The following is a 25,927-nucleotide window of genomic DNA, read 5'->3' as shown; positions in this document are numbered from 1 at the left end:
GCCCCGCCTTTAGAGCGGGGAAGGGGCAAGTATTCCCCGCCTGCGAACCCCGAAAGGGTCACCGCGAAAGCTCTGAAGCGAGGGGATAAGAGGCCCTCCTCCCCTGATAACTGAGGTATTACCCCATCCCCCTGAACACCCCAATACACTCTTTGCCAGCCTCAAAGATCGAGGGGAGACTTTATGAAAAATTTCTCAAAAAGTGGGTTGACATTCAGGGCCGATTATAATAAACAGAGAGATGTGCCAACTGGCACATCTCTCTGGGGGCAAAGCCCTCAGACCCCAATAAGGAAAATACCTTTTGGGGTTTCAGGGGGTCGCAGACCCCCTGAAGAGACGACCTGAAGGTCGTCCTTAAATCTAAGGAGGGAGATCAAGAATGGAGATCAAAAAGATAGGGGTATTAGGGGCCGGTGCCATGGGGAATGGTATCGCCCAGGTCTGCGCCCAAGTGGGTTATGAGGTGGTAATGAGGGATATAGCCGATGAGTTCGTCCAGCGGGGGCTCAAGACCATAGAGGGGTTTCTCTCCAAGGGCGTGGAGAAGGGGAAGATCTCTGAGGGGGATAAGAAGACGACCTTGGGCAGGATCAAGGGTACCACCGAGGTCTCTGACCTGAAGGATGTGGACTTTGTCATCGAGGCCGTCCTGGAGGACCTGGAGCTGAAGAAGCAGGTCTTTCAGGAGATGGATGAGCTCACCCGCCCTGAGGTCATCCTGGCCACCAATACCTCGTCTATGTCCATTACCGAGATTGGGGCCGCCACCAAGCGCCCGGATAAGATAGTGGGGATGCACTTTTTTAACCCCGCCCCCTTGATGAGGCTGGTGGAGGTTGTCAGGGGACAAGGGACCAGCGAGGAGACCACCAAGGTGACCTGGGACCTGGCAGAGAAGCTGGGCAAGCTCCCAGTCTTGGTCAAAAAGGATACCCCTGGCTTCATTGTCAACCGTCTGATGATCCTCCAACTTATGGAGGCCATCAAGATCTATGAAGAGGGGATCGCCTCCATCGAGGATATCGATAAGGCGGTCAAGGCGGGCCTCAATCACCCCATGGGACCCTTTGAGCTGATGGACCTGACCGGCATAGACATCTCCTACCATGTCAACGAGTACTTTCATCGGGAGCTGAACCAGGAGCTCAAGCACGTCACCCCCCACACCCTCAAGACCATGGTGCGGGCCAACAAGCTGGGGAGAAAGACAGGAGAGGGGTGGTATAGATATAAATAGGGGTCGAGGATTCAAGGGTTCAAGTGGTCGAGTGGTTAATGGGTTGTTTTTTTCACTAGAACCCTGGGCCCCTGGAACCCTGTACTAGAGGTAATGACAATGGGCTATGAGACTATAATCCTCGAGAAAAAGGATAAAATTGCCACCCTCACCCTCAATCGTCCTCCCATGAACCCCCTGAACCGCCAGATGTACGAGGAGCTCATACAGGTCTCCGGGCAGCTCGATGCCGATCCAGGGACAAAGGTGGTGGTCGTCACTGGGGCCGGAGATAAGGCATTTGCCGCCGGCCTTGACGTCAAGGACGTGCAAGGGAAGTCGGTGACTGAGATCATGGACTTCCTCGCCTGCTCCGGTGATGCCTATAAGAAGGTAGCAGCCATCGAGAAACCGGTCATCGCTGCCATCAACGGGCTTGCCCTGGGCGGAGGATTGGAGCTGGCGCTGCGTTGTGACCTCAGGATCGCCTCAGACAAGGCGCAATTCGGCCAGCCAGAGATCAACCTGGGGATCATCCCCGGTGGAGGGGCCACCCAGCTACTCCCCCGGCTGATCGGCGCTGCCCGGGCCAAAGAGATCTTTTTTACGGGGGATACCTTCGACGCCCAAAAGGCCCTCGAGCTGGGTCTGGTGAGCAGGGTTGTCCCTGCCGAGAAACTGATGGAGGAGGTAATGGACCTGGCCGCCGCGATCGTTGCCAAGCCCGCTGTGGCCCTGAAGATGGCCAAGCTCGCCGTCGACCACGGCCTCAACATGGATCTGGGCTCCGCCCTCATCTACGAGAAGGAGTGCTTTATCCTGTCTTTTACCTCAGAGGACGGCCGTGAAGGGCTGCGGGCCTTTGTGGAGAAGAGAAAACCAAATTATCAAGATAAATAGCTGAAGGCAAGTTTAACTCTTGAGTAAAGAAAGGAGGGACAAATGGCAGGCATTATTTCATATGGGGCTTATATTCCCAAGTGGAGGTTGAGCAGGGATCTTATAGCTAAGGGTTTAAGAGGGGAGAAAGCCATTGCCGGGCCCGATGAGGACGCTGTAACCATGGGGGTTGCTGCTGTCTTGGATTGCCTAAATGGGGTAGATCGGGCTTCAATCGATGGCCTGTTCTTCGCCTCCACTAGCTCACCTTATAAGGAGAAGCAGATTTCAACCATAATAGCTGCTGCTGCTGATCTTCGCCGAGATATCTTTACTGCTGACTTTGCAAATTCTCTTCGAGCTGGGACCGCCGCCATGAAAGCAGCCGCGGATGCTGTCAAAGCTGGTTCTGCAAAGAGAGTGATGGTAGTGGCCTCTGATTGTCGCCTTGGAGCCCCAGATTCCCCCTTTGAGCAGGTCAGTGGGGATGGCGCTGCTGCCTTTCTTATAGGAGAAGACGATGTCAGCGTCAGCATAGAGGCAAGCCATTCTATCTTCAATGAAATGATGGATGTATGGCGGACATCTGAAGATATCTATGTTCGATTTTGGGAGGATAGGTTCATTCAGACGCAAGGATATCTTCCAGTAACTGGGGAAGCGATCTCAGGATTGATGAACAAGACCAAGCTTGGTCCTAAGGACTTCTCCAAATTAGTCGCTTATAGCCACGATCCAAGGAGACTGGCTGAACTGGCAAGGGGATTAGGGTTCGACCCTAAAGCCCAACTTCAGGATCCGCTCCCTGACAGCATGGGCAATAGCGGCACCGCTTACCCCTTAATGCTGCTTGTAGCGGCCTTGGAGGAGGCTAAGGCAGGGGATAAGCTCCTTTTGGCAAGCTATGGCAATGGAAGCGATGCCTTTGCCCTTGAAGTGGCTGAACAAATAGAGAAAAATAGAGACCACCGCGGGATAAAGGTCCATCTTGAGTCGAAGCGAATGGTCCCTGATTACACTACATATCTTAAATGGCGAAAGATGCTGCCCAAAGGCATGGTCATTGACAAGCTCTATTATTGGACCTATCCTTCTGCTCCACCGATATATCGAGAGCGCAATCGAATTTATCCGCTTCATGGGGTTAAATGTAAGTCTTGCGGTAAAGTTCAATACCCTCCACAGCGGGTATGCGTTAAATGTGGGTCTAAGGATAATTTCGAGGAGGTAAGGCTTTCCGATAAGAAAGGCACGTTGCATTCCTTCGCCACCGAGTTTGTGAGCGGGCAACTTTTGGGTACGGTCAATTTCGAAGGGGGAGGGAGGATGTGGTGCAACATAACTGATACTGCGTATGAAGAGCTTAAAATAGGCATGCCGATGGAAATGAGTTTTAGGGAAGTGATTTACGACTTTGGCGTTCATAACTACTTTTGGAAGGCCATTCCAGTAAGGGCCTAAAAATTAAGAAAGGAGAAAGATATGCCAGGTATAAAGGATAAAGTGGCCATAATTGGCATGGGTTGTACCAAGTTCGACGAGCATTGGGACAAGGATGTCAAGGATTTGATGATTGATGCCTGTTGGGAGGCCTTTGAGGACGCTGGGGTGGAGCCCAAGGATATTAAGGCTGCTTGGTGGTCAACCATGTGGAATGGGGATCTGGGGCGAAGCTTAGCTTATCCTCTGAAGTTGGATTTTATCCCGATCACCAGAATAGAGAACAGGTGCGCCAGTGGTCAGGATGCGCTCATAAATGCTTACCATGCAGTAGCAGTAGGCGCCTATGATCTTGTTCTCGTCTGCGGGGCCGAGAAGCTGAAGGATATAGGTATGCCATCGCCAGGAGCGGATCCGTCAACCCCTTATACTAGTCGGGTAGATCCCACATATTTCCCAGTAGCTTGCTTTGCTCAGCTCGCTCAAAGATATGCTTACCACTGGGGCATACCTATAGAGAAAGTTAAGGAGATCATGGCCAAGATAGCAGTTAAAAACCACCACAATGGAAGCCTTAATCCCAAGGCTCAGTTCCAACGAGAAATAACCTTTGAGCGAGCAATGGGTGCTCCCATCATCTCTTATCCTATAGGTCTCTACGATGCTTGTGGAGTAACCGATGGGGCGGCCGCAGCCATAATCACCCGCGCCGATATGGCCAAAGGCTTCAGAGACGACTATGTCTTGGTGAAAGGCGTGGGGATGGCTTGTGGGAAATATCAATGGGAATTTGATGATGAATGGGAAGGTGATCACATAGAGGAGAATATTCGCGCCTCAAGAATGGCCTATGAGGAGGCAGGTATAAAAGACCCTCGTAAAGAGATAGATGTTGCCATAGTGCACGATTGCTTCACAATTACTGAGCTCGCCATATATGAAGACCTTGGCTTCAGCCCGATGGGTAAAGGCCCGGAGGATGTAGAGGCGGGGACATTTGAAATAGGCGGGGAGGTAGCCATTAATACCGATGGAGGCCTTAAGTGCTTTGGACACCCCATTGGGGCAAGTGGGGTTAGGATGACCTATGAGGTATACAAGCAGCTTCAAGGCAAGGCAGGTCCTCGCCAAGTGAAAAATCCAAGGCTTGGATTAGCCCATGGCTTTGGAGGGACCCCTGTAGATGGCGGTACAGGTGCAGTTGTTGTATTGGGAAGTAGAGATTAGAATTATAGGGGTCAGGTCTTGCTTTTTGCTATTTTTTAACGGTCAAGGATAAGCAGGACAGGTCAAATACTGCCGATGGCAAAAAGCAAGACCTGACCCCTTAGTTACTACAGAAAGGAACTATCATGAAATTGAAGAGAGTTATCTTATTGATAGCGGTAATCCTTTTGGTCCTCCCCCTTTGGACCCTTGCCCAGCCCCCCTATCGGGTGGCAGTGCTGCCCTTCACTGTGCACAGCGCCGAGGACCTATCATATTTGAGGGATGGGATCTGGGACATCATCTCCACCCGGGTCATCGTCGAGGGCGAGATCACGGTGGTGGAAAGGCCCCTTATCGAACGCTTTCTCAGTGACCTGCGTGGTGCCAAGGTCACCGACCGAGAGGCCCGCTGGCTGGGGACCAGGGTGGGGGCCGATTATCTGGTCTACGGGAGCATCACCAAGATAGGCGACTACATCAGCCTCGATGCCAAGGTGGTTAATGTCTCTGGTACCCGCCCCACTACCAGTTGCTTTGTCCAGCACAAGGGGATGGATGAGGTGATGGTGAAGGTAGGGACATTTGCCCAGGACATCAGCAACCGCATCCTGGGCCGCTCTGCTTCTTATGAAAGAAGGGGTCCTGGGCAGCTTCGCCACCACCTGATGTTCCAGGCCTTGGGCTACACAAAATTGCAGGGCTTCCCCCAACGGATCTTGAAGGGGGTAGATGCCGGGGATGTAGATGGCGACGGCAAGAACGAGATCGTCGTCATAGATCACCATCAGATCTGGCTCTATCGGGATGAGGGAAAAGGGATCAGGCTTTTGGCCGAGTTCAAGGAGACGAGCAACAACACATTTTTAACTTTAGATGTAGCCGATATCAACGAGGATAAGAAGGCAGAGATCATCGTTACCAATGTTATCGAGGATGACCTCCAGTCCTTTATCCTTGCCTATGATGAGGGTGCCTTTAAATATCTTGCCAAGGGGCTAAACTGGTATCTAAGGGTCAAAAAGGTCCCTGGCAAGGGCCAGGTCCTCCTGGCCCAGAGGATGGGGACTGATAAGGACTATGAGGGCCCTGTGCGCCTGGTCAAATGGAAAAAGAAGCGGTTCAAAAAGGGCAAGAAGGTCAAGCTCCCCAAGCAAATTGAGTGGATCTACTCCTTCACCGCTGGAAAGTTCACCTCCCCTGAGGCCCAGGAGTTCCTGGTGGTGGACGAGTTCGGAAATGTGCGGATGCTGGATGAAAAGGGCGCAACACAATGGAAGTCCGGCGAGGATTTGGGGGGATCAGACAACTACATCGACCGCCCCAATGTATTCGCCGGTAAGAGAGGTGCCCCCGACGTCTTCGCCCGGCGCATCTACCTCCCCCCCAGGATGATCGCCAAAGACCTGGACGGCGACGGGATCGACGATGTGGTTGCCGTGGTCAACAAGTTCACTGCTGGCAAGCACGTCGAGAGGGTCAGGATCTATGACAAGGGCTATGTCACCGGCCTCACCTGGGATGGGATGTCCCTGGCAAAGGCCTGGAGGACCCAGGATATCCCCGGCTATGTGGCCGACTTCCAGATAAAAGACGTGGATAACGACGGCAAAGATGAACTGGTCACCGTCTCGGTCTCCTCCCACTTCCTGCGAAAGGACGCCAAGGGCCTGTTGATGGTATATGAGTTATATGAGTAAATACAGGATTCTAGGATTCGAGGGCTTGCGGCGAGCTCCCTTCGGTCTGAGCGTTCGACTGAGCTCACGCCGAAGTCTCAGGGTCGAAGACAGCCGAGCGGTTCTAGGGTATTTCACTTGACCACTGGACCCCTTAGCCCCTGGAACCCTGTGAGATGAATCTTTGGGTCCTTTTTGGCGACTTTTTTGGGGAAGAGCCAAATCCTTTTATTCCCATCCCCTTGACGGGGGAGGAATATTCCCTTTTGTTCCCTCCCCTTGACGGGGGAGGAATATTCCCTTTTGTTCCCTCCCCCTTGACGGGGGAGGAATATTCCCTTTTGTTCCCTCCCCCTTGACGGGGGAGGGTTAGGGAGGGGGTGATTAAGATTTGAACAGTAACATTATCAGGATAACTAAGGCTCTCAGAAAGAGGTCTACAGATGCAGAGAATCTATTATGGAGGCACTTACGAGCAAAACGGTTAGGAGGGCTTAAGTTCAGAAGGCAACAGCCAATTGGAAATTATATCGTTGATTTTGTATGTTTTGAGAAGCGGATAGTAATAGAAGTGGACGGTGGAGGGCATGCCCTAGAAAAAGATAAAGACAATGAAAGAGATAACTGGCTGATAGGAGAGGGCTTTAAGGTATTAAGGTTCTGGAATAATGAAGTCTTGCAGAAGATTGATGGAGTATTAGAGGTGATAAGAGAGTCTTCTTTAAATCACCCTCCCCTAACCCCTCCCATCAAGGGAGGGGAAAACGAAGGGGGTGGTCCCATCAGGGGAGGGGGAGAGAGGCGGTAAACCTCAAATTTTTTCAAAAAAATACTTGACAGCCAAAAAAAGTGATGTTATTAGAACTTGTGGCTTTCTTGTTATAAAATAGAAAGGGGGTGAGAAGAGAGAGGGAATCTTGAGGAAAGGGGGTGAGAAGAAAGAGAAATGTAGAAACCTTGAAGGATGTTGGATTTAATGGGATGTATTCGGGAATGATAATCTTCAGCAGAGAAGGAGGTAGAAGCACATGAAAAAATGTCTAGTAATAGGTTTGGTCCTCGGGCTGGCCGTAGCCTTGGCCTCCCCGGTATGGGCCATTGACTGGTCTGCAACGGGCTTTATCCGCGTTGGGACGTTCCTGTACAGAAACATAACGCAAATGGGTCCTACTGGCCCCCCCACGCCTGCCGCAGATCAGTGGGACGATACGAACTCCTATGTCAATATGAGGGCTAGGTTGAAGCTCAAGGCTGCGGCCAGCAAGGACCTCTATGGTGTGTTCCACTTCGAGTGGGACGCTAGTCAGTGGGGGAGCGGAGCTGGTGCAAATTGGATCGGTGCTTGGGGTGCAGACCAGGTCGGCACAGAGGTGAAGAACCTCTACATCGACTTTAAGGTACCCCAGGCCCCGGTTTGGTTGAGGGCCGGTGTGCAGGCCTGTGCCATCCGCCCCCTGGTGTTCATGTTCCGTGAGGGTCCTGGGATCACCGCCAGGGTCAAGATCGATCCCATCAAGATGATGATCAGACCGATGTGGTTTAAGAGATGGGAGGGGACTACTTGGCGAGCTGACGACACGGACATCTATGCCGTTGATATGAGCTTGCCTGTGGGCCCTGTAAAGGTCGGGGGGTTCTTCTTATACGAGAATGCGCGCGAGTTTCCTCTCACTGCCGATGATGGCCGCCTCTGGTGGTTAGGTGCCAACAGCGATGGGAAGATCGGCCCTGTGAAGTACAACTTCGACTTCGTCTACAGCGGTGGTGAGTGGGAGTATGGGGCTGCACCAGATGTGGATTATAAGGGCTGGATGATCAGGGCGGTTGCCTCCTATACCTGGAACAAGTTCAACTTTGGGATCGGCGGTTGGTATAGCAGGGGTGACGACCGCACCAGCAATGACTATGAGGGGTACGCCCTGCCCGAAGGTTTCTCTGAGACCCCTGCCATCAACAGCGACATCCTCATCTTGACGGGTGGCTGGAATGGCACGGGCAACCTGCCCACCTACTCCGCCTTTGTATACCCAGTTGGGGCATATGGTTACCTTTCTCAGACAGCTTGTCAATTCGGCGGCTTCTGGTATCTGAGGGGATTTGCCAACTTCCAGGTCACAGACTGGCTCAAGCTCCTGTTCCAGGTCGCATACATCGGCGATACTACTGAGGATGGGGATACGTTTGGACGCTCTGTTGATGCCGCTGGCAACCCGGAGGACAACGACGATATCGGTTTTGAGTTCGACGTCGGTGCCAGCATCAAGATATACAAGAACCTGACCTACAACATCGCCTTCGGTTACCTGGTGGCTGGCGACGCCCTGGATCAGTATACTGGGGTTGGAACCATCAACGATGACCCCAAAGACCCCTGGGCCTTGGTCACTGTGCTGGCCTACACCTTCTAATTGCACCTGAGCTGAACCTGAAAAGGGGAAGGGATAAATCCCTTCCCCCTTTTTCTTGGGAAAAGCGAAGGGGGTCAAAGATCAAGGGGTCAGGTCTTGCTTTTTGCTACCCTTATTTTAAAAGAGGAGGGTTGAGATGCTAGAGGTTTTTGTAGGAGCAGGATTAGCTTTTGGCATATTAGGTATTTTTTTTTATTTAATACTTACAAGGCGAAAAAGAATTCACTGATTTGGTATTGAAATTTAGCGTGGGTTTGAGGGGATATCCCACCTATAAGATTTCAGGTTCTCAACCCTAAGTTCTTTGAGCCCCATCTCAAGCACCCCTTTTTGTCCCTATTTCGTAAAAAGAAAAATCAAGAAAGTAAGAAATTTATCTATATTTCTTGACACCTTTTCTATTCAATTGAAATAAGGTACCCCATTTCCTTGCCTTCAACCCTATGTTTGTAGTAAAATGATTTAATAAAACTTGAGAGGAGATCCCCAGAAGGAGATGAGAAAGGGGCTTATTTACTTACTTTCGATAATTGTGGTCCTTCTGATTGCCGGCTGCGGCCAGCTCACGGTCCACCTCCCCCTTGGATCAGTTGGGGTTGAACGTGCAGGGGAGGAAGACCCCCCACCTGCCGAGGCCCTCTATCACTACCTGGTGGCCAGAACCAAGGCAAGAGCGGGGGAGCTGGATGGGGCCATCGAGGAGTATCAGGAGGCCATCTCCTTAGATCCACGCTCCCCTCGATTATATGTGGAGCTCGCCTCCCTCTACCTCAGCAAGGGGCGGTTAGATGAGGTGACGCAGGCCTGCCGGGATGCCCTGACCCTGGATCCCGACTATCTCCCTGCCCACTACCTGCTGGGTGGGGCCTATTCGGCCATGGGGAGGCATAAAGAGGCCCTGGAGGAGTATCAGCGGGTCCTGAAGATCGATCCCGGCCACCTCCATGCCTACCTGATGATCAGCACGCTGTATGCTGAGATGCGGGATTATGAGCAGGCAGTGGATACCCTGCACCAGCTCCTGGAGAGGGAGCCCAAGTACCTGATGGGCCTCTATTACCTGGCCAGGATCTACGCCGGGATGAAGCTCTACGATCAGGCCCTGAAATATTATCAGGAGGTCCTCCATCTCAACCCCCACTTCGAGGCGGCCCTCATGGATATGGGTACTGTCTATGAGCTCAAGGGGGAGAGGGAGCAGGCCATGGAGATATACAGAAAGGTCCTGGAGTCCTACCCCCTGGACTCCCAGGCCCGGGAGCGCCTGGGGCAACTCCTGCTCAAGGAGGATCGCCTGCAGGAGGCCCTGGATCAGTACCACATCCTCAAGGACCTTGATTCGGAGAACCTGAATGTGCGGGTGAAGATGGGCCTGATCCTCTTTCAACAGGAGCGATATGAGGAGGCGGTCAGGGAGTTTCGCTTTGTCTTGGCTGCCCGCCCTCAGAACAGCGACGTCCGGTATTACCTGGGGATGACCCTCCATCAGATGGGTAACTCCCAGGGGGCCTTGGCAGAGCTGGAACAGATCCCTCCCCAGGGGAGGTTTTTCTCTGAGGCCACCAGATACATGGCCTTCATCCTCCAGAAGGAGGACCGGGTCGAGGAGGCCCTGGCATTGATGGAGAAGGCCATCGAGGCCAAGCCCGGGGATCTGAAGATGCGCCTCAGCCTCGCCTTACTCTATGAGGATATGGCCCGATACCAGGAGGCAATAGATACCCTACAGGGGATAGTGGTTGAGGAGCCCGCCAACACCGAGGCCATCTTCAGGTTGGGAGTGGTGTACGACAAGATGGGCAGGACCGAGGAGACCATCCGCTGCATGCAAAGGGTGGTGGAGTTCGAGCCCAAAAACGCCGATGCCCTCAACTACCTGGGATATACCTATGCCGAAAAGGGGATAAGGCTCGACGAGGCTGAGGGGTTCATCAAGAGGGCCTTGGGGCTAAGGCCCGAGGACGGCTATATCACGGATAGCCTCGGGTGGGTATATTATCAGAAAGGAGATTATCCCCGGGCAATCCAGTGGCTGGAGAAGGCCCATCGTCTGGTTCCCGAGGACCCCACCATCACCGAACACTTGGGCGATGGCTACCTCAAGGTGAACAAGAAGGAGGAGGCCCTGCGGATGTACCAGCGGGCCCTGGAGCTGAAGCCCAAAAAGGAGCGGGAGGGGGTCTTGCACAAAAAGATCGAGGAGCTGAAGGGTGACGACCTTTAGGTCGTCTCTTCAGGGGGTCTGCGACCCCCTGAAACCCCCAATTTAAGGAAGTTTCTTATTTGGGGGTTTGGGGGCTGTGCCCCAAAGAGACAGGTCGAAGACCTGTCAGGGATTGTAAATGGGACTTTTGGTGACCTTTGAGGGGATAGAGGGCAGCGGCAAAAGCACCCAGATAGGGCTGGTGAGGGAATTTCTGGAGGGGGAGGGATACCCCTGTTTGGTGACCAAGGAACCTGGAGGAGACCCCCTGGGGGAGGTGATCAAGGGCATCCTCCTGGAGAAGGGGGACCTGAGGATAGACCCCCTGGCCGAGCTCTTCCTCTTTGGGGCCGACAGGGCCCAGCACGTGGCAGAAGTACTCAGGCCTGCCCTGGGGCAGGGGAGGGTGGTCCTATGCGACAGGTTTATTGATGCCACTGTCGCCTATCAAGGGTATGGCAGGGGAGTGGACATCGGATTGGTCGAGGAGGTGAACCGTTGGACCACGGGTGGCCTTGTGCCTGATGTCACCATCTTGCTGGATTGTCCGGTGGAGGTGGGTATGTCAAGGGCCGAGGGAACGGATAGGTTTGAACGGGAGGGGTATGCCTTTCACCAGCGGGTGAGGGAGGGGTATCTGCGGATCGCCCACCAGGAGCACCAGCGGATAAAGGTGGTCTCCGGAGAAGGTGAGGAGGGGGTGATCCAGGAGGAGATCCGAAGGGTACTCCGCCCCCCTTTGGCCCGGAGGTAACGATGGCCTTTCAAGATATAGTGGGACATCGAAGGCCTCTCCAGATCCTCCAAAAAGAGATCAAGGCGGGGAGGGTGCACCACGCCTATCTCTTCACCGGGATGGAGGGGATTGGGAAGAGATTGGTGGCCTTAAACATGGCCAAGGCCTTAAACTGCCTTACTCAAGATGGCGAGGCCTGCGACCATTGTCCTTCCTGCCAGCGGATGGACAGGGGGTTCCACCCCGATCTCATCCTGATTGCTCCCCAGGGCGAGGCCATCAAGATAGGGCAAATCAGAGAGCTTCAGCGGGCCATCGCCCTTAAACCTTATGAGGCCCGCTGGCGGGTAATCATCGTGGATGGGGCAGAGCGGACGACCAGGGAGGCGGCCAACGCCTTTTTGAAGACCTTGGAAGAGCCTCCTGCCTGGACGACGATCATCCTCTTGGCCACCACTGTTGAGGCCCTGCCTCCCACCGTGCCTTCCCGATGCCAGAGGATACGGTTCAATCCCCTGTGTCAAGAGGAGGTAAGGGAGGTCTTGGCCCATCACCTTCCTGAGGAGGAGATATATACCCTTGCCCCCCTGGCCGGAGGGAGCCCAGGCCGGGTGTTGCGGATGGATCGGGAGGAGATAGCCAAGGCCAGGATGGAGTTTGTCCACGTCCTCTCACCCTCTCTAGGGCGGAGGTTACAATTGGCCCAAGAGCTTGCCCACAGGGGGGGGAGCGGGAGGTTATTCTTAGAAATTTTGGAAGGATGGTTCAGGGATCTCATCGTATATAAGGAGACAAAGGGGGAAAGGGGTTTGCTCAACAGTGACCTCACTGAGGAGGTGAAAGGGTTTGCCCCCGGCCTGGAGACGGAGGGACTCCTGCGGGATTTTTGGGCCCTCCTTCAGATCCAGAGGGGGATAGAGGACCATGCCAACCTTCAACTATCTCTGGAGTCCGCCCTCTTGGGAATAGGAGGACCATGAAGTGATGAGATTGGTCGGGGTGAAGTTCGGCAAGGGTGTACGGGTGCACCGCTTTCAGGCCCGTGATCTGGAACTGGAAAAGGGGGATTTGGTAGTGGTCGATACGGAAAATGGTATCACCTTGGGTACGGTCATAACCCCCCCTAAGGAGGAACGGTTGGGGTTCTTCAAGTGGTCTATTCGTGAGGTGGTCAGAAAGGCCACGGCCGAGGATGTGGAGGCGAGGGAGAGGTTGCGGGAAAAGGAGAAGGAGGCCTTTGAGCGCTGCTGGCGTTTGATAGGGGATTTGGAACTCCCGATGAAGTTAGTGGAAGTGGAATATCTCCTTAATGGGTCCAAGGTCATCTTCTATTTCACGGCCGATCGAAGGGTCGATTTTCGCGAGTTGGTGCGCAGACTTGCCGCCCAGTTGAAGATGAGGATCGAGATGCGGCAGATAGGCGTACGGGATGAGGCCAAGATGATCGGAGGGGTGGGTCCCTGCGGACATGAGCTATGCTGCACCACCTTCTTGCAGGACTTCGAGTTGGTCTCCATCAAGATGGCCAAGGATCAGAACCTTCCCCTGAACCCGGCGAAGATATCGGGGCTGTGTGGCAGGTTGATGTGTTGCCTCTCCTTTGAGGTCGATACCTACCAGGAACTGAAGAAGAATCTCCCCAAAGTGGGAAAGAGGATCACCACCAAGTATGGGGAGGGGAAGGTAATCAGGCAGAACCTCCTCCTGCAGACCATCACCTTGGAGATGAACAGCGGGGGGGTCATCACTATAAAGGCCGACGAACTGGGCAAATAAGACCAACACACTGGTCCTATTTTAGGGAGATAAGACCTCGAGATGAAGGATGATTTTATACCCCGGACCTTTTACGTTACCACCCCCATCTACTACGTGAACGACGTACCCCATATCGGCCATGCCTATACCACTATCGCCGCCGATTCGTTGGCCAGGTACAAGCGTTTGGCCGGCTATGACTGTTTCTTCCTCACCGGGACTGACGAACATGGTCAGAAGGTGGAGAAGGCCGCCCAAGAGAGTGGCCAAACCCCTGTCGAGCTGGCCGACCAGGTGGTGGAACGGTTCAAAGGATTATGGGCGAGGCTGCACATCTCCTATGATGACTTTATCCGGACCACACAAAACAGACACATAGAGGCTGTAGCCGCCCTTCTTAAACAGGTCTGGAAGCAGGGGGATATCTACCTGGGGGACTATGAAGACTGGTATTGTACCCCCTGTGAGACCTTTTGGACCCAGACTCAGCTGGCCGAAGGGAGCAGGTGTCCTGATTGTGGGCGACCCACTGAGCGGTTGAAGGAGAAGAGCTACTTCTTCCGGATGTCCAGGTATCAAGATGCCCTCTTGCAGCATCTGGAGGAAAACCCCGATTTTATCCAACCTCCCGGCCGTTATAACGAGATCCTGAGCTTTGTCAAGGGGGGTCTCAAAGACTTGAGCATAAGTAGAACTACCTTCAGGTGGGGGATCCCGATCCCCAACGATCCAGATCACGTCATCTATGTCTGGTTTGATGCACTCACCAACTATATCACCGGCGTCGGATACCCCCATGACCAGAAGGGATTTCAGCGATACTGGCCCGCCGACTGCCATATCATCGGCAAAGACATCTTGCGGTTTCACGCCGTCTATTGGCCTACCTTCCTCATGTCGGCAGGCCTCCCCCTTCCTCAGAAGATATTCGCCCATGGGTGGTGGACGGTGGAGGGGCAGAAGATGTCGAAGTCCCTGGGCAACGTGGTGGACCCCTACCAATTGGTGAATGAGTATGGGGTGGACCCCATCCGTTATTTCCTCTTGCGGGAGGTCCCCTTTGGGGCAGATGGGGATTTCTCCCGTTCGGCCCTCATCCACCGCATCAACGGAGATCTGGCCAATGACCTGGGCAACCTGGTCAGTCGTGTCATGGCCATGGTGAATAAATACTGCAAGGGCCTTGTCCCTCCACCCCGGAAGGACTCAGAAGGGGAAGGACGCCTCTGGCTTCAGACCAAGGAGACCTTTACGCAGGTAGGACGTTATATGGATCAACTGGCCTTCCACCGGGCCCTGGGGGCCATCTGGGATTTGGTGGGTGCCCTCAATAAATACCTGGATGAGACCTCACCCTGGAATTTGGCCAAGGAAGAGGGAAAGAGGAGAAAACTGGAGGGAATCCTCTATAACTCCCTTGAGGTCCTTCGGGTACTGGCAATACTCCTCTTTCCCTTTGTCCCCACTACTGCCCAGAGGATGTGGGAGATGCTGGGATTGCCTGCAAAGTTAGAGGGACAAAGGATCGAGGAGGTTCAGAAGTGGGGTGGGTTTCCAGAAGGGCTGCAGGTCGCCAAACCCGCTCCCCTCTTCCCCAGGATCGAAGCGCATAGGTAAGAATTGTCGGGCAAAAGAATGGGCATAGACTTTAATTTGAAGGCCGTCCTAGGGGAGGCCCTCCGGAGGTTAAACCTGGATGCCAGGATGAGGGGGTATGCTGTTTGGGGGATCTGGGACCAGGTGGTAGGGGAGAGGGTGGCCCAACAGGCCCAGCCGGCCTTTGTGCGCAGAGGTATCCTCTTTGTAAAGTGCTCCTCGCCAGCATGGATGCAGCAACTCCAGTTTATGAAGGGGATGATCCTGGAGGGCCTCAACAGCCGATTGGGAAGGGAGGTGATCAAAGAGATCAGGTTTCAGATCGGACTGGTGTCACGCCCCTCTGTAGAGGGACAATCCGTCAGGGATCAGGGTGTGGTCTTGGATGAGGAGGAAAGGGAACGGATGGAGGAGGTATTGCGTCCCTTACAGGACCCCGAGGTCAGAGAGGTCGTGAGGCGGATCATGGTAAAAGGGGCATCAGCAAAAAAGACCCTGACACGCTGAACCAGGCTAAAGAGGAAATTCGTATTGTAATTGTTAGACTAACAATGATTCAAAATCTTGGGGTACCATAACCCATGTATTTCGATATAATTGATGAAATAGAGGAAATTGAAACCATTGCCGTGGGAGGAAGAATTCATGATATAATGAAAATTTGCAAACAATACGGGCCTGGCCGTTGGCGCAAACTTAAAGGCGTGGCGAAGGTTCGCCTTCAGAATGGAAGGATATGTAAAGCAGAGGTTCACTGGTACGAAGCCCACGGTATTGGTAGAAAGAAGATGAAAATCAAAAGGATACTGGATTAAAGCCATGGAAAAAGAAGATAAAGGACAGATATTTGCGCTTTGCGTAGAGAACAAGGACTCTGAGGATTTAGAAAAGCGTAAAATCTACCAGGTTCTGCCGGACGAGGAAGCGGAAAAAGATGGATACCTCAGAGTAATTGATGAATCAGGTGAAGATTATCTTTACCCCCGCTCCTATTTCGTTCTTGTACAGCTATCCCGCGAGGCGCAAGAGGCGCTCAGAGTAGCACTATAGATATTCCATTTTGTCTGTCTAGCATAGCCTTGATCAGAGAAATAGCCCGGCGGATCATGGTAAAGGGGGCATTGTTGAACAAGGCAGTAAACCCGTGAACTTGATTGTAAGTTTCCAAGCCTGTTTCTTCACCCACGAATGATGAAAATCCTATATACCCCCTCTCCCGCCAGCGGGCAGGGGTGAGGGTGGATATGGTTTCCCCCTCACCTTACATCCTCTCCCCCAGGGGGAGAGGAGAAAGTGGCGGTTATTTCCTACATAATAAATTTTGCTAGATGATCTTATTAGGCGATCACCATGAGAGTATTCGTAGGCATATTATTCTGTATCATTGGCTTCTTGTCATTTCGATATGGGGATAGACCACTCAACGTAAAGGGGGGGATTATTTTAAAGATATTTTCCCAGCGCCCACCTTATCGGCTAGGCAAGAGTATTGGCATAGGGCTCATGATTTTTGGTCTGTGTCTTATTTTTGGATTCATTGAAATTTGATAACGCCAACTCCACTCCAGCGGACGGCTGAGAGCCGCCGCTGATATTAGACGTAAAGGTATTCATCTCTCGTGTTTAATAGCCTCTCTCCCCTTCACTACCGCCTCTTGATATACCTCTTTCAAGGGGACTTTCTCCCTTTGAGCTGCCTGGCGGCAGCTCTCATATTCCGGCATCAGGTTGATGGCCCTTCCCTGTTGGTCGAAGGCCACCTTTATTCGGATGGGACCATACCTGGTCTCAACTTCCCTCTCTTCTCTGGGGAGGGTCACCCTCTCGACGCCATACATCCGCACCCCCAAGGTGGTGGATTCCTTGAGGATGAGTTGGGCAAGCCTCTCCCTCTGCGACCCAGGGGAGAGGACCCGGATGGTAAACCCGGGGCGCCCTTTTTTCATCTGGATGGGGATCTGAGAAGCGTCCAGGGCCCCCTCTTGGAGGAGGAGTTGATTGAGATAGGGGAAGAGCTCTGGGGGCATGTCATCTACGTCCGCCTCCAAGACCCATATACGTTCTTCCCTTTCGCTCTCCCTCACCCCATGGATGATCCTCAGGAGATTGGGGGCCTCCTCTGGGTCCCTTGTGCCCGCACCATACCCCACACCCTTGACCACCATCTCTGGCAAGGGGGCAAACCCTGCAACCAGCGAGGTCAAAATGGCCGCTCCGGTAGGGGTGACGGTTTCTCCCTCTATCCGGGCGGGCATGATCGGGACCCCCTGGAGCAAGGCGACAGTGGCGGGAGCGGGCAGCGGCAGATGGCCATGTCCCCCCTCAACCCACCCCCTGCCCAGGGGGAGGGGGGAGGAAATGATCTTGTCCCAGGCAAAATGGGTGACCCCTAATGCGGAGCCGACCGCATCGATAATGGTATCCACCCCCCCTATCTCATGGAAGTGGACCTCCTCAATCTTCAGCCTGTGGATGTGGGCCTCCACGTGGGCCAGTCTCCCCAGAATCCTCAGGCTGAGATCCTTTATCCCCTCTGGCAGGGCACTCTTTGTGACCATCTCCCTCATCTCTTTATGGCTTCTGATCCTGGTTTTCCCCTGGCCCACCACCTCCACCTGCGTCCCCATCAATCCCCCACGTAGGACCTCATGTACCTTCAGCTTCGCCCCTTTCAACCCCAGCATCCGCCAGCCCTCGTCCAGGACCTCTGGGGGGAGTCCTAGATCCAGGAGCGCTCCCAGGATCATATCCCCGCTGATTCCGGCAAAGCAATCAAAATAGGCGATCCGTATCTCCGTCATGGAGATACGTTAGCATATAAGTTTTGTTCCTGTCTATACGTATAGTGGACCTTTTAGGTTGCAACCCAGCCTGGCCATGCTATAATTTATCGTGAAAATACCTTTTCACGGTAAATTGAATTCTTATGCGTTTGTAGCATTACTTCAGGGAGTATCACCCCCGGAAACCCCAAAAAGGTATTTTCCTTATTGGGGGTCTGGGGGCCAGAGGCCCCCAGAGAGATAGGTCATAGACCTATCGTATTTTCATGAGCAGGGGGGAGGTCAAACCCTCATGAGGATTTGACGGAGCTACCAAACAAGAGGGAGGAGGGGATCTATGGCAGTAAAGGTGATCCTTGAGAGACGGGTCAAGAAGGGGATGGATACGGACCTGGCCAAGTTGATGAGGGAGTTGAGGGTCAAGGCGATGCTCGCCAAGGGGTATATCTCGGGGGAGACGTTGCGCGCCCACGACGATCCAACCCTCTATCTGGTCATCAGTACCTGGAAGAGTCTAGACGATTGGAGGGCTTGGGAGGAAAACCCTGTGCGCAAGGAGATCAAGGCCAAGATAGATGCCATCTTGGAGACACCGACCCAAAAGAGGGTCTTTGACTTTGCCTAAGGAGGGACGGGGGTGATGATCTTCCTGACCTCTAAGAGGTCGTCGATGTGATAGGCGGCCTTTAAGGAACGGTTTTTATAGGCGACAAAGGGGACCCGGGCCCGCCGAGCTGAGTCTTGATCCACCTCTGAGTCCCCGACAAAGAGGGCCTCTGAGGGGGAGAGGGAAAAGTAATGCAAGATCTTCAGGACGGACTCAGGGTGCGGTTTGGGGTTTTTCACGTCCAGGGCGGAGACCACCGGGTCGAACTCCCCCTCCAGTCCGTGGATTCGCAGGACATCGCCGATGGTATAGGTGCGGTTGGTGGAGATGGCCCTTTTGATCTGGGGTGGTAAGGATCTCAGGAGCTCTTTGAGATGGGGTTCCATCCGCATGAGGCTGATAAAGGGTGCGTAGTCCATGCCCTGGCGCTGGGCAAGGGCCCTGCCCAAGAGGCGGGGGTCTCTCCTGGTGAGGAGATATTGGAGGGCCCCCTCGGCCGTGCTGGCGTGCACATATTCCACCTCTTCCTGGGTCATGAAGGGGAGGTGTAGCTGGGAAAGTATATGGTTGTAAAAGGCGATGTTCGCATCTTTAGAGTCAAACAGCACCCCATCGCAGTCGAAGATGATGACCTTAGGGGTCAGGTCTTGTTTTTTGCTACTCTTTGGTCCTACCATAAGCAAAGTTTAGGATATAATAGCAAAAAACAAGACCTGACCCCATGACCTCTTCAGGTGGTTTGGCTGAACAAGGCCTCGACAAAGACCTCGGCGGAGAATTCCTGGAGGTCATCTATTCCCTCCCCCACCCCGACAAAACGTAGAGGGATCCCTAGCTCCTGGGCGATGGCGACTACTATCCCCCCCTTGGCCGTGCCATCCAGCTTGGTCAGGGCGATTCCAGTCACCCCGAGGGCCTGATGGAAGGTCCGGGCCTGGGCAATGGCGTTCTGCCCTGTGGTGGCGTCCAGAACCAGCAAGACCTCGTGGGGGGCAGCGGAGAGTTCCTTTTTGATGACCCTCTTGACCTTTTTCAACTCCTCCATCAGGTTTTCCTTTGTATGGAGTCTGCCTGCGGTATCTATGAAGAGGACATGGCATCTCCTCGACAGGGCAGCCTTCACCGCATCGAAGGCCACCGCAGAGGGGTCTGCCCCGTTCCGATGCCTGATCAGGTGGGCTCCAGCCCTTCGGCTCCAGATCTCCAGTTGCTCAATGGCGGCCGCCCGGAAGGTATCGGACGCGGCCACCAAGACCTTTTTCCCCTGAGAGGTGAACCTATAGGCGAGCTTTCCAATGGTGGTGGTCTTGCCTACCCCGTTGACCCCGATGACCATCACCACAAAGGGGCCCTCGCCGGCTATATCGAGGTAAATGGGAACCTCATGGGGCTGGAGGATCTCCAAGACCTTTTTACCCAGGAGAGGGAGGATTTCTTGTGCACCTATTAGATCCCCCCTTTTTGTTTCTTGTCTGAGCCCTTCGATAAGCCTCTGAGTCGCCGCCACCCCTATATCGGCCAAGATGAGGACCTCCTCCAGTTCCTCCCAGAGCTCCTCGTCCACTCCCCTGCCCGGTCGTAGCAGGTCGTCTACCCCCCCGACCAGCAGCCCTTGGGTCTTGGACAACCCCTGACGCAGCCTTTGAAAGATCCCTCTCTTGTCCCCTTGCCCCATGGGTGATTGTTCTCCAAAAAGGTTGGTAAAAGGGTCAAAGACGACTTTAGGTCGTCTATGCGGGAACGTTACCCGCGGACCTGGTTAAAGTTACCTATAGAGATGATCCAGATTATATTATAGGCCATATAAGGCGAGCAGGGCCGCACCCAGGGCCCCCACGATCTGGGGTTTGTAATAGGAGGAAACCTATGTCAATTCCTGCCACGATCATCTCATCTTCATCTATTCTCCCTTCCAGACAGTTTTTCTCTTCTCCATAAAGGCCTTGAGCCCTTCATTGGCGTCATGGGTGCGCATGAGGGCTTGCTTGTAGATGATCTCGGAGTTCTGCAAGGCCCGCTCGAAGTCGACATCCAGCCCTGCCAGCACCGCCTTCTTGGCCCACTTGAGGACGACAGGACTCTTATCAGTAAGCCTGTTGATGAATTTTTCCACCTCCTCCGCAAAATTCTCCTCAGGGACGGCCAGGTTGATGAGCCCAATTCTCTCGGCCTCCTGAGCATTGATGGTGTCTCCCGTCAGGATGATCTCGAGGGCCTTCTTCCAGCCGATAAGCCTGTGGAGCCAGGCAACTACCATGGATGGGTATACTCCTACCTTGACCTCAGGTTGGCCGAACTGCGATTTCTCAGAGGCTATCACCATATCGCAGAAGATGGCTACCTCACAACCCCCTCCTAGGGCGAACCCATTGACCACGGCCAAGGTGGGCAGATCCAGCGTCACCATGATCCGGAAGATGCGGTGGAAGACCTCGATCATCTCATCCACCTTGTCGGGGGTATGATCCTTTACATCCACCCCTGTGGAGAAGGCCTTGTCCCCTGCATGGGTGATGATGAGGAGTTTGAGATCTCTCTGTCCCTCCTTGACCTCCTGCAAGGCCTGGTTTATGTCCCGCATGGTCTTGATATCGAGGACGTTGTATGGAGGGCGATTGATGGTTATCTTGGCTATCCCATTCTTTACTTCATAGAGAATATTCTCGTATTCCATTTTCTCCTCCTTACTCTATAGCCATAAGGATGGTATCTGAAGTTACCTCATCCCCGGGTTTGACGTTTACCTCCTTCACAGTCCCCGATGCAGGGGCCACTATAGGCATCTCCATCTTCATCGCCTCCAGAGTGGCCACTTGGTCGTTCTCATTTACCTGGTCCCCCACCTTCACATTGACTGCCACGACCTTTCCCACCATGGGCACAATTACCGGTGTAGCCATATCCGACTCCTCCTCTCCTATTTTTTAGGTCTTTCCTGATTCATAGGTCCTCTAGCACCCGTTTGCCTTGTGCATTTAATAACAAAAAAGGGGAGATGTCAAGACTTCTCTAGCCCACAGTTGCCAGTTCCAACTTCTCCTGCCACTTCTCTCTGAGGATCTCCCTGAGATGAAGGTGTTCCTCTTTGCTGAGTTGGGGGTCTTGGTCGATGAGGGCAAAGGCCTCCCGGCGGGCCTGCTGGAGGAGGCGGACGTCCCTGATGAGGTTGGCCACCCGGAAATCGGGCAATCCCCATTGTCTGACCCCCAAAAACTCCCCCGGCCCCCTGATGGCCAGATCCTCCTCCGCGATCCGAAAGCCGTCGGTGGTCTCCTCCATTACCTTTAGGCGACGCCACGCCTCTTTGGTGACCCTCCCCTTGGTCAACAACAGGCATAGTGAAGGGTGGGGCCCCCTCCCTATCCTCCCCCGCAACTGGTGCAATTGGGAGAGGCCAAACCTCTCGGCGTGTTCCACCACCATCACCGTAGCATTGGGGTAGTCTATCCCCAGCTCGATTACAGTGGTGGCCACGAGGATCTGTATCTCCCCCCTCTGAAACTCCAGCATAGTCCTCTCTTTTTCTTCTCCCTTCATCCTTCCGTGGATGAGCCCGACCCTATAGTGAGGGAAGACCTCCCTCTGGAGGCGCTGGGCGCCTTGTGTGGCATCTTGCAGGTCCATCCGCTCCGATTCCTCCACCAGGGGGTAGACGATATAGGCCTGTCTCCCCTTTTCTATCTCTCCCCCCACCCTTTGATAGACCTCCTCCTTCTGCCTCTGCCGGTAGAGCTTGGTGATGATGGGACCCCTGCCCGGGGGGAGTTCATCCATGATCGAGACCTCCATATCGCCGTAGAGGGTCATGGCCAAGGTACGGGGGATGGGGGTAGCAGTCATCACCAGGAGGTCAGGCACCTTTCCCTTCCTTCTCAAGAGGGCCCGCTGCATCACCCCAAATCGGTGCTGCTCATCCACCACGGCAAGGCCTAGTTTCTTGAAGGATAGCCCTTCTTGGATGAGGGCATGGGTGCCCACCACCAACTGTGCCTTCCCCCTCCTGATGGCCTGATAGAGTTCGTCTCGCTCTTTACCCTTTATCCTCCCGGTCAGCAGGACAGCCCCAACATCCAGTCCCTTTAACCACCCTCTAATGTTGAAGTAATGTTGCTCCGCCAGGATCTCCGTGGGGGCCATCATGGCTGCCTGGTAACCGTTGTCGATGGCGATCAGCGAGGCGATGATGGCCACTACCGTCTTTCCACACCCCACGTCCCCCTGCAGTAAACGGTTCATGGGGTGGGGCTTGGCCATATCCCCCTTGATCTCCTCTATCACCTTCTCCTGGGCCTTGGTCAGGGCGAAGGGGAGTTTCTGCAGGAGCCTGTCAGCCGTGGGGGTCCTCTGCACCTGGAAGGGGATCCCCTCCTCCAGGACGATCCCCCTTTGCCGCAACGCCATGCCCAACTCCAGGAAGAAGAACTCCTCAAAGGCCAAACGCTGATGAGGCCTGGATGTCTTGAGGTTTAACCGCTCTATATCGAGATAATCTCGGGGAAAATGGACTTCGCAAAAGGCCTCGGCGAGGGGCATCAAGTTACATCTTTTGCTCACCTGAGTGGGGACGGGGCTTGCTACCTTAAGGGTGTACTCTTGGACCACCTGGTGCATTATCCCCCTGAGCCTGCGCTGATAGAGGCCCTCTGTCTCAGAATAGACCGGGACGATGCGCCCGAAGTGGAGGGAGTCCTCTTCCTTTCCCTCCACCCACTCCAGGTCCGGGTGGTGGATCTCCCTTTGTGCTCGATACCCCCGTATATCCCCGCAGAAGATGACCCAATCCCCCCTTTTCAGGCGTCCCTTGATGTATCTGATCCCTTGAAACCACTTGGCGGTGATAAAACCGCTTCCGTCCCCCAGGATGGCCTCGTAGACCTTGCGACGGCTCTTGGGATAGATCACCTCCCCGGTGGCGATCACCTCGGCATAGCCCACCCCGCGTTCACCTATCTTTAGATCGGCTATCCGCTTGATCTGGCGGCGATCCTCATATCGGAGGGGGAGGTTATAGAGGGCGTCTTCTACGGTCTCTATCCCCTTCCTCTTGAAGAGGAGGGCAAGTTTTGGCCCTACCCCTTTGACGAATCGCATGGGGGTATTCAGCAGTTGTGAGATCTCCCCATGACGGTATGGTTGGGCCATCCCCTCCGAGGACAACAACTCCCTGATCTCGGCCAGCAACCCTTTTCCCTTGCTGATCTTCGCCTCTTTTTCGCTTGTTTTGGCCCCCTCAAAACCGGCGAAGTTCCCTTGGAGATCCCTGAGCTTGATTTGGATCGGTGTGTCAGGGGAAATTGAGATGGCCTCTTGAGTTAGGGAGGTGACCAGCCCCTCCAGCCCCCTGATGTTGGAGAGGCGGGAAAAGTTGTCCTTGGAGGCGAGATTTAAAGGTCCAGCGATGGAGTCTATTATCTCAGTGAACCTATCCATAGGGCTCCTTTTCATCTCAGTAAACCATCATAGGAGTTTTCTTTATCCCCGTCCATGAAGATACAACTTCCCGCCGCAGGGTTCAAGGGTTCGAGTGATTTCACTAGAACCCTTGAACCCTAGACCCCTAGAATCCTGTAGGCCCTATATTTCATAGTATATGAGCAGTTATGTCCCCCCTTGGTCGTTTGAGGACACCCCCTCGGAGGGTTCCACTATCTTTATATACACCTTTTGACAATGCCCGCACCTGATTCGGTTCTCCCCAGGATGGAGATCACGGTATTCCACCACCTTGTCACAGTAGGGACAACGAAGGGGAAAGGAACTGACAGTTATCTCCCTTCTCTCCGGCACGACGATCTTCCTCAAAAGCCCTTTTTTATAGCTTATTTATTGATTAGAGTCTCAAAGAGAGATATCAGAGGGAGCATTGAATGTCAAGTTAAGGCAAAAAGAAAGAACTGACCCCGGACAATTGACCTACCTTTTATCGAAGGTCCTCATGTAGGCCGTTAAGGCCTGTCTCAGCCATTCAGGGACTTCTATCTTCTCAAAGGTGTCCGTCGTGACGCAGACCGTGACGTTGTGTCCTTCCACGACCATTTCCTCTTCATCGCCCGCACGGTATCCTCTGTATTCCCATGTAATCGAGGTCCGCCCAATGTCGATCACCCTGACTTCCATGTCAATTCGGCCGCCGTATTTTATGCGCAGACGAAAGTCGGCCTCAATGTGGACAGTGGGAAGGGAGACGTTGCGTTCATGTAATACGGACGCATAATCAATCCCCAGTTCGCTGGCAAAGAACTCCTCCATTGCCAGATGGAAATAGTGCATGAAACGGGGGTAGTAGACGATACCCGCATTATCGATGTCAGCAAAGCAGACCTTTATGGGTGCACGAAACGCCATGATGCAATTCCTCCTTCTATGGTTGGTGATCAGTTATCGATTATCAGTGATTTATTGAGTTGATAAGAAATTGCTTGTTTGAGGGAAAGTATAGAGAATTGGGCATTGAGTGTCAATGACAATAGGGCTTACCATGGAGGAGGGGGCGTGGTTGATTCAACGATTTCAACAACTTGCCCTTTGTTCACGTTTCCCCTCCCGTTGACTCATAAACAAATGTTACCGAAGGGATCATGGGGATCGTTGACTGTGGTGTTGGTATTTATAGCATGAGTTGAAGATTTTTTAAGTTTTGATTCCATTGTTTGTCTCAGTGAGAAAGGATTGAGGTTTTGGAGTTGTCTTGTAAGTTTTTGTTTTATGGAATTAGGTATATGAGGTGATTCCATGATTCTCTGGTAAGGGGTTTTGGGAGGATCATGGTGTTTAATCACCCCCACAACCCATCTCCTACCCTTGCCCTCTCCCCCGGGGGAGAGGGCAACACAAGGTTTACTCTGTAGCAAGCTACAGGAAATAGACAATTAAAGCTGTATTATCAGTTGAACCCTTCTTATATGTATCTTCCACCTTGAAAAGGGGGAGAAGATGCTTATATTTACAACAGCTTTACAATTATTACAGAAAGACAGGAGGTTTGAGAAATGGCCAAGGCAATAGGTATTGATCTCGGAACTACCAATTCGGCCATTGCGGTGATGGAGGGAGGCAAGCCCACTGTCATCGTTAATGCAGAGGGTTCCAGGACGACCCCCTCAGTGGTGGCCTTTACCAAGGATGGGGAACGCCTGGTAGGGCAGATCGCCAAACGACAGGCGGTCCTGAACTCAGAGAACACCGTCTTTTCCACCAAGCGGTTTATCGGACGCAAATACAATGAGGTCCCGGAGGAGATCAAGATCGTCCCCTATAAGGTGACCTCAGGTAAGGACAATGCCGTGCGTTTCGAGGTGATGGGCAAGCAGTATGCCCCTGAGGAGATCTCTGCCCAGGTGCTACGCAAGCTGGTGGATGATGCCTCCAAGTATCTGGGGGAAAAGATCAAAGACGTGGTCATCACCGTCCCCG

25 protein-coding genes are annotated in these 25,927 nt (G+C 53.5%); 17 read left to right on the top strand and 8 right to left on the bottom strand.

All coding sequences use genetic code 11. The annotated features are described in order from the left end of the window. Positions 1-382 precede the first annotated feature (382 nt). From JRI46_06290 to JRI46_06220, 15 genes are all read left to right on the top strand, one after another. Positions 383-1,240, top strand: a complete 858-nt coding sequence (locus tag JRI46_06290; GenBank protein MBW2039192.1) for a 3-hydroxyacyl-CoA dehydrogenase family protein — start codon at positions 383-385, stop codon at positions 1,238-1,240. Between the two features lie 99 nt (positions 1,241-1,339). Further along, positions 1,340-2,119, top strand: a complete 780-nt coding sequence (locus JRI46_06285) for an enoyl-CoA hydratase/isomerase family protein (protein MBW2039191.1) — start codon at positions 1,340-1,342, stop codon at positions 2,117-2,119. Positions 2,120-2,161: 42 nt separating this feature from the next. Beyond that, entirely contained in the window at positions 2,162-3,559 is a 1,398-nt protein-coding gene (locus tag JRI46_06280; protein ID MBW2039190.1) for a hydroxymethylglutaryl-CoA synthase family protein, read from the top strand. A gap of 21 nt (positions 3,560-3,580) precedes the next feature. Further along, entirely contained in the window at positions 3,581-4,765 is a 1,185-nt protein-coding gene (locus JRI46_06275; GenBank protein ID MBW2039189.1) for an acetyl-CoA acetyltransferase, read from the top strand. A 125-nt stretch (positions 4,766-4,890) separates the two neighbouring features. Beyond that, positions 4,891-6,444: a VCBS repeat-containing protein gene (locus JRI46_06270; protein ID MBW2039188.1), complete on the top strand. Its 1,554-nt coding sequence runs from the start codon at positions 4,891-4,893 to the stop codon at positions 6,442-6,444. A gap of 370 nt (positions 6,445-6,814) precedes the next feature. Next, on the top strand, positions 6,815-7,231 hold the full coding sequence (locus JRI46_06265) for an endonuclease domain-containing protein (protein ID MBW2039187.1): 417 nt from the start codon (positions 6,815-6,817) through the stop codon (positions 7,229-7,231). 220 nt (positions 7,232-7,451) lie between these two features. Beyond that, positions 7,452-8,831 carry a hypothetical protein gene (locus JRI46_06260; protein MBW2039186.1) on the top strand — a complete coding sequence of 460 codons (1,380 nt, stop codon included), beginning with the start codon at positions 7,452-7,454 and terminating at the stop codon, positions 8,829-8,831. A gap of 496 nt (positions 8,832-9,327) precedes the next feature. Continuing rightward, a complete protein-coding gene (locus JRI46_06255; GenBank protein ID MBW2039185.1) occupies positions 9,328-11,055 on the top strand; it encodes a tetratricopeptide repeat protein in 1,728 nt (575 codons plus the stop codon). 118 nt (positions 11,056-11,173) lie between these two features. Continuing rightward, positions 11,174-11,788: a dTMP kinase gene (tmk, locus tag JRI46_06250; protein MBW2039184.1), complete on the top strand. Its 615-nt coding sequence runs from the start codon at positions 11,174-11,176 to the stop codon at positions 11,786-11,788. A 2-nt stretch (positions 11,789-11,790) separates the two neighbouring features. Continuing rightward, positions 11,791-12,750, top strand: coding sequence for a DNA polymerase III subunit delta' (holB, locus tag JRI46_06245; GenBank protein MBW2039183.1), 960 nt, complete (start codon positions 11,791-11,793; stop codon positions 12,748-12,750). 1 nt (position 12,751) lies between these two features. Next, positions 12,752-13,546, top strand: a complete 795-nt coding sequence (locus JRI46_06240) for a stage 0 sporulation family protein (protein MBW2039182.1) — start codon at positions 12,752-12,754, stop codon at positions 13,544-13,546. A 57-nt stretch (positions 13,547-13,603) separates the two neighbouring features. Continuing rightward, complete coding sequence (metG, locus tag JRI46_06235) at positions 13,604-15,145, top strand: methionine--tRNA ligase (protein MBW2039181.1); 1,542 nt, start codon at positions 13,604-13,606, stop codon at positions 15,143-15,145. Positions 15,146-15,163: 18 nt separating this feature from the next. After that, positions 15,164-15,631: a DUF721 domain-containing protein gene (locus JRI46_06230; GenBank protein MBW2039180.1), complete on the top strand. Its 468-nt coding sequence runs from the start codon at positions 15,164-15,166 to the stop codon at positions 15,629-15,631. 74 nt (positions 15,632-15,705) lie between these two features. Continuing rightward, positions 15,706-15,939: a hypothetical protein gene (locus JRI46_06225; GenBank protein MBW2039179.1), complete on the top strand. Its 234-nt coding sequence runs from the start codon at positions 15,706-15,708 to the stop codon at positions 15,937-15,939. Between the two features lie 4 nt (positions 15,940-15,943). Further along, a complete protein-coding gene (locus tag JRI46_06220) occupies positions 15,944-16,174 on the top strand; it encodes a hypothetical protein (protein MBW2039178.1) in 231 nt (76 codons plus the stop codon). Between the two features lie 560 nt (positions 16,175-16,734). Here the strand turns inward: JRI46_06220 and larC are convergent. Continuing rightward, on the bottom strand, positions 16,735-17,925 hold the full coding sequence (gene larC / locus JRI46_06215; GenBank protein MBW2039177.1) for a nickel pincer cofactor biosynthesis protein LarC: 1,191 nt from the start codon (positions 17,923-17,925) through the stop codon (positions 16,735-16,737). Positions 17,926-18,244: 319 nt separating this feature from the next. Here larC and JRI46_06210 point away from each other — a divergent pair, with 319 nt between their 5' ends. Continuing rightward, on the top strand, positions 18,245-18,532 hold the full coding sequence (locus JRI46_06210; GenBank protein ID MBW2039176.1) for an antibiotic biosynthesis monooxygenase: 288 nt from the start codon (positions 18,245-18,247) through the stop codon (positions 18,530-18,532). Here JRI46_06210 and JRI46_06205 read toward each other — a convergent pair. The 7 genes from JRI46_06205 to JRI46_06175 form a co-directional block, all read right to left on the bottom strand. Then, on the bottom strand, positions 18,529-19,191 hold the full coding sequence (locus JRI46_06205) for an HAD hydrolase-like protein (GenBank protein MBW2039175.1): 663 nt from the start codon (positions 19,189-19,191) through the stop codon (positions 18,529-18,531). The genes JRI46_06210 and JRI46_06205 overlap by 4 nt on opposite strands. A 53-nt stretch (positions 19,192-19,244) precedes the next feature. Next, the gene (gene ftsY / locus JRI46_06200; GenBank protein MBW2039174.1) at positions 19,245-20,189 is read right to left on the bottom strand and encodes a signal recognition particle-docking protein FtsY; all 945 of its coding nucleotides are present in this window, start codon (positions 20,187-20,189) and stop codon (positions 19,245-19,247) included. Between the two features lie 225 nt (positions 20,190-20,414). Then, positions 20,415-21,188 (bottom strand): enoyl-CoA hydratase/isomerase family protein, encoded by a 774-nt coding sequence (locus tag JRI46_06195; protein MBW2039173.1) that lies wholly within the window; start codon positions 21,186-21,188, stop codon positions 20,415-20,417. Between the two features lie 10 nt (positions 21,189-21,198). Beyond that, positions 21,199-21,414 carry an acetyl-CoA carboxylase biotin carboxyl carrier protein subunit gene (locus JRI46_06190; GenBank protein ID MBW2039172.1) on the bottom strand — a complete coding sequence of 72 codons (216 nt, stop codon included), beginning with the start codon at positions 21,412-21,414 and terminating at the stop codon, positions 21,199-21,201. Between the two features lie 109 nt (positions 21,415-21,523). Continuing rightward, positions 21,524-23,944 carry an ATP-dependent DNA helicase RecG gene (gene recG / locus JRI46_06185; GenBank protein ID MBW2039171.1) on the bottom strand — a complete coding sequence of 807 codons (2,421 nt, stop codon included), beginning with the start codon at positions 23,942-23,944 and terminating at the stop codon, positions 21,524-21,526. A 168-nt stretch (positions 23,945-24,112) separates the two neighbouring features. Then, entirely contained in the window at positions 24,113-24,301 is a 189-nt protein-coding gene (locus JRI46_06180) for a hypothetical protein (GenBank protein MBW2039170.1), read from the bottom strand. Positions 24,302-24,427: 126 nt separating this feature from the next. Next, positions 24,428-24,859, bottom strand: a complete 432-nt coding sequence (locus JRI46_06175) for an acyl-CoA thioesterase (protein ID MBW2039169.1) — start codon at positions 24,857-24,859, stop codon at positions 24,428-24,430. Positions 24,860-25,503: 644 nt separating this feature from the next. Here JRI46_06175 and JRI46_06170 point away from each other — a divergent pair. Next, positions 25,504-25,927 (top strand): Hsp70 family protein (locus JRI46_06170; GenBank protein MBW2039168.1); only part of this gene is annotated, 424 nt, incomplete at its 3' end.

It is taken from the genome of Deltaproteobacteria bacterium, from assembly GCA_019308925.1.
GTDB lineage: Bacteria > Desulfobacterota > B13-G15 > B13-G15 > RBG-16-54-18 > JAFDHG01.
Note: the sequence above shows the minus strand (reverse complement) of the source record. Positions and strands in the feature narration are given on the sequence as shown.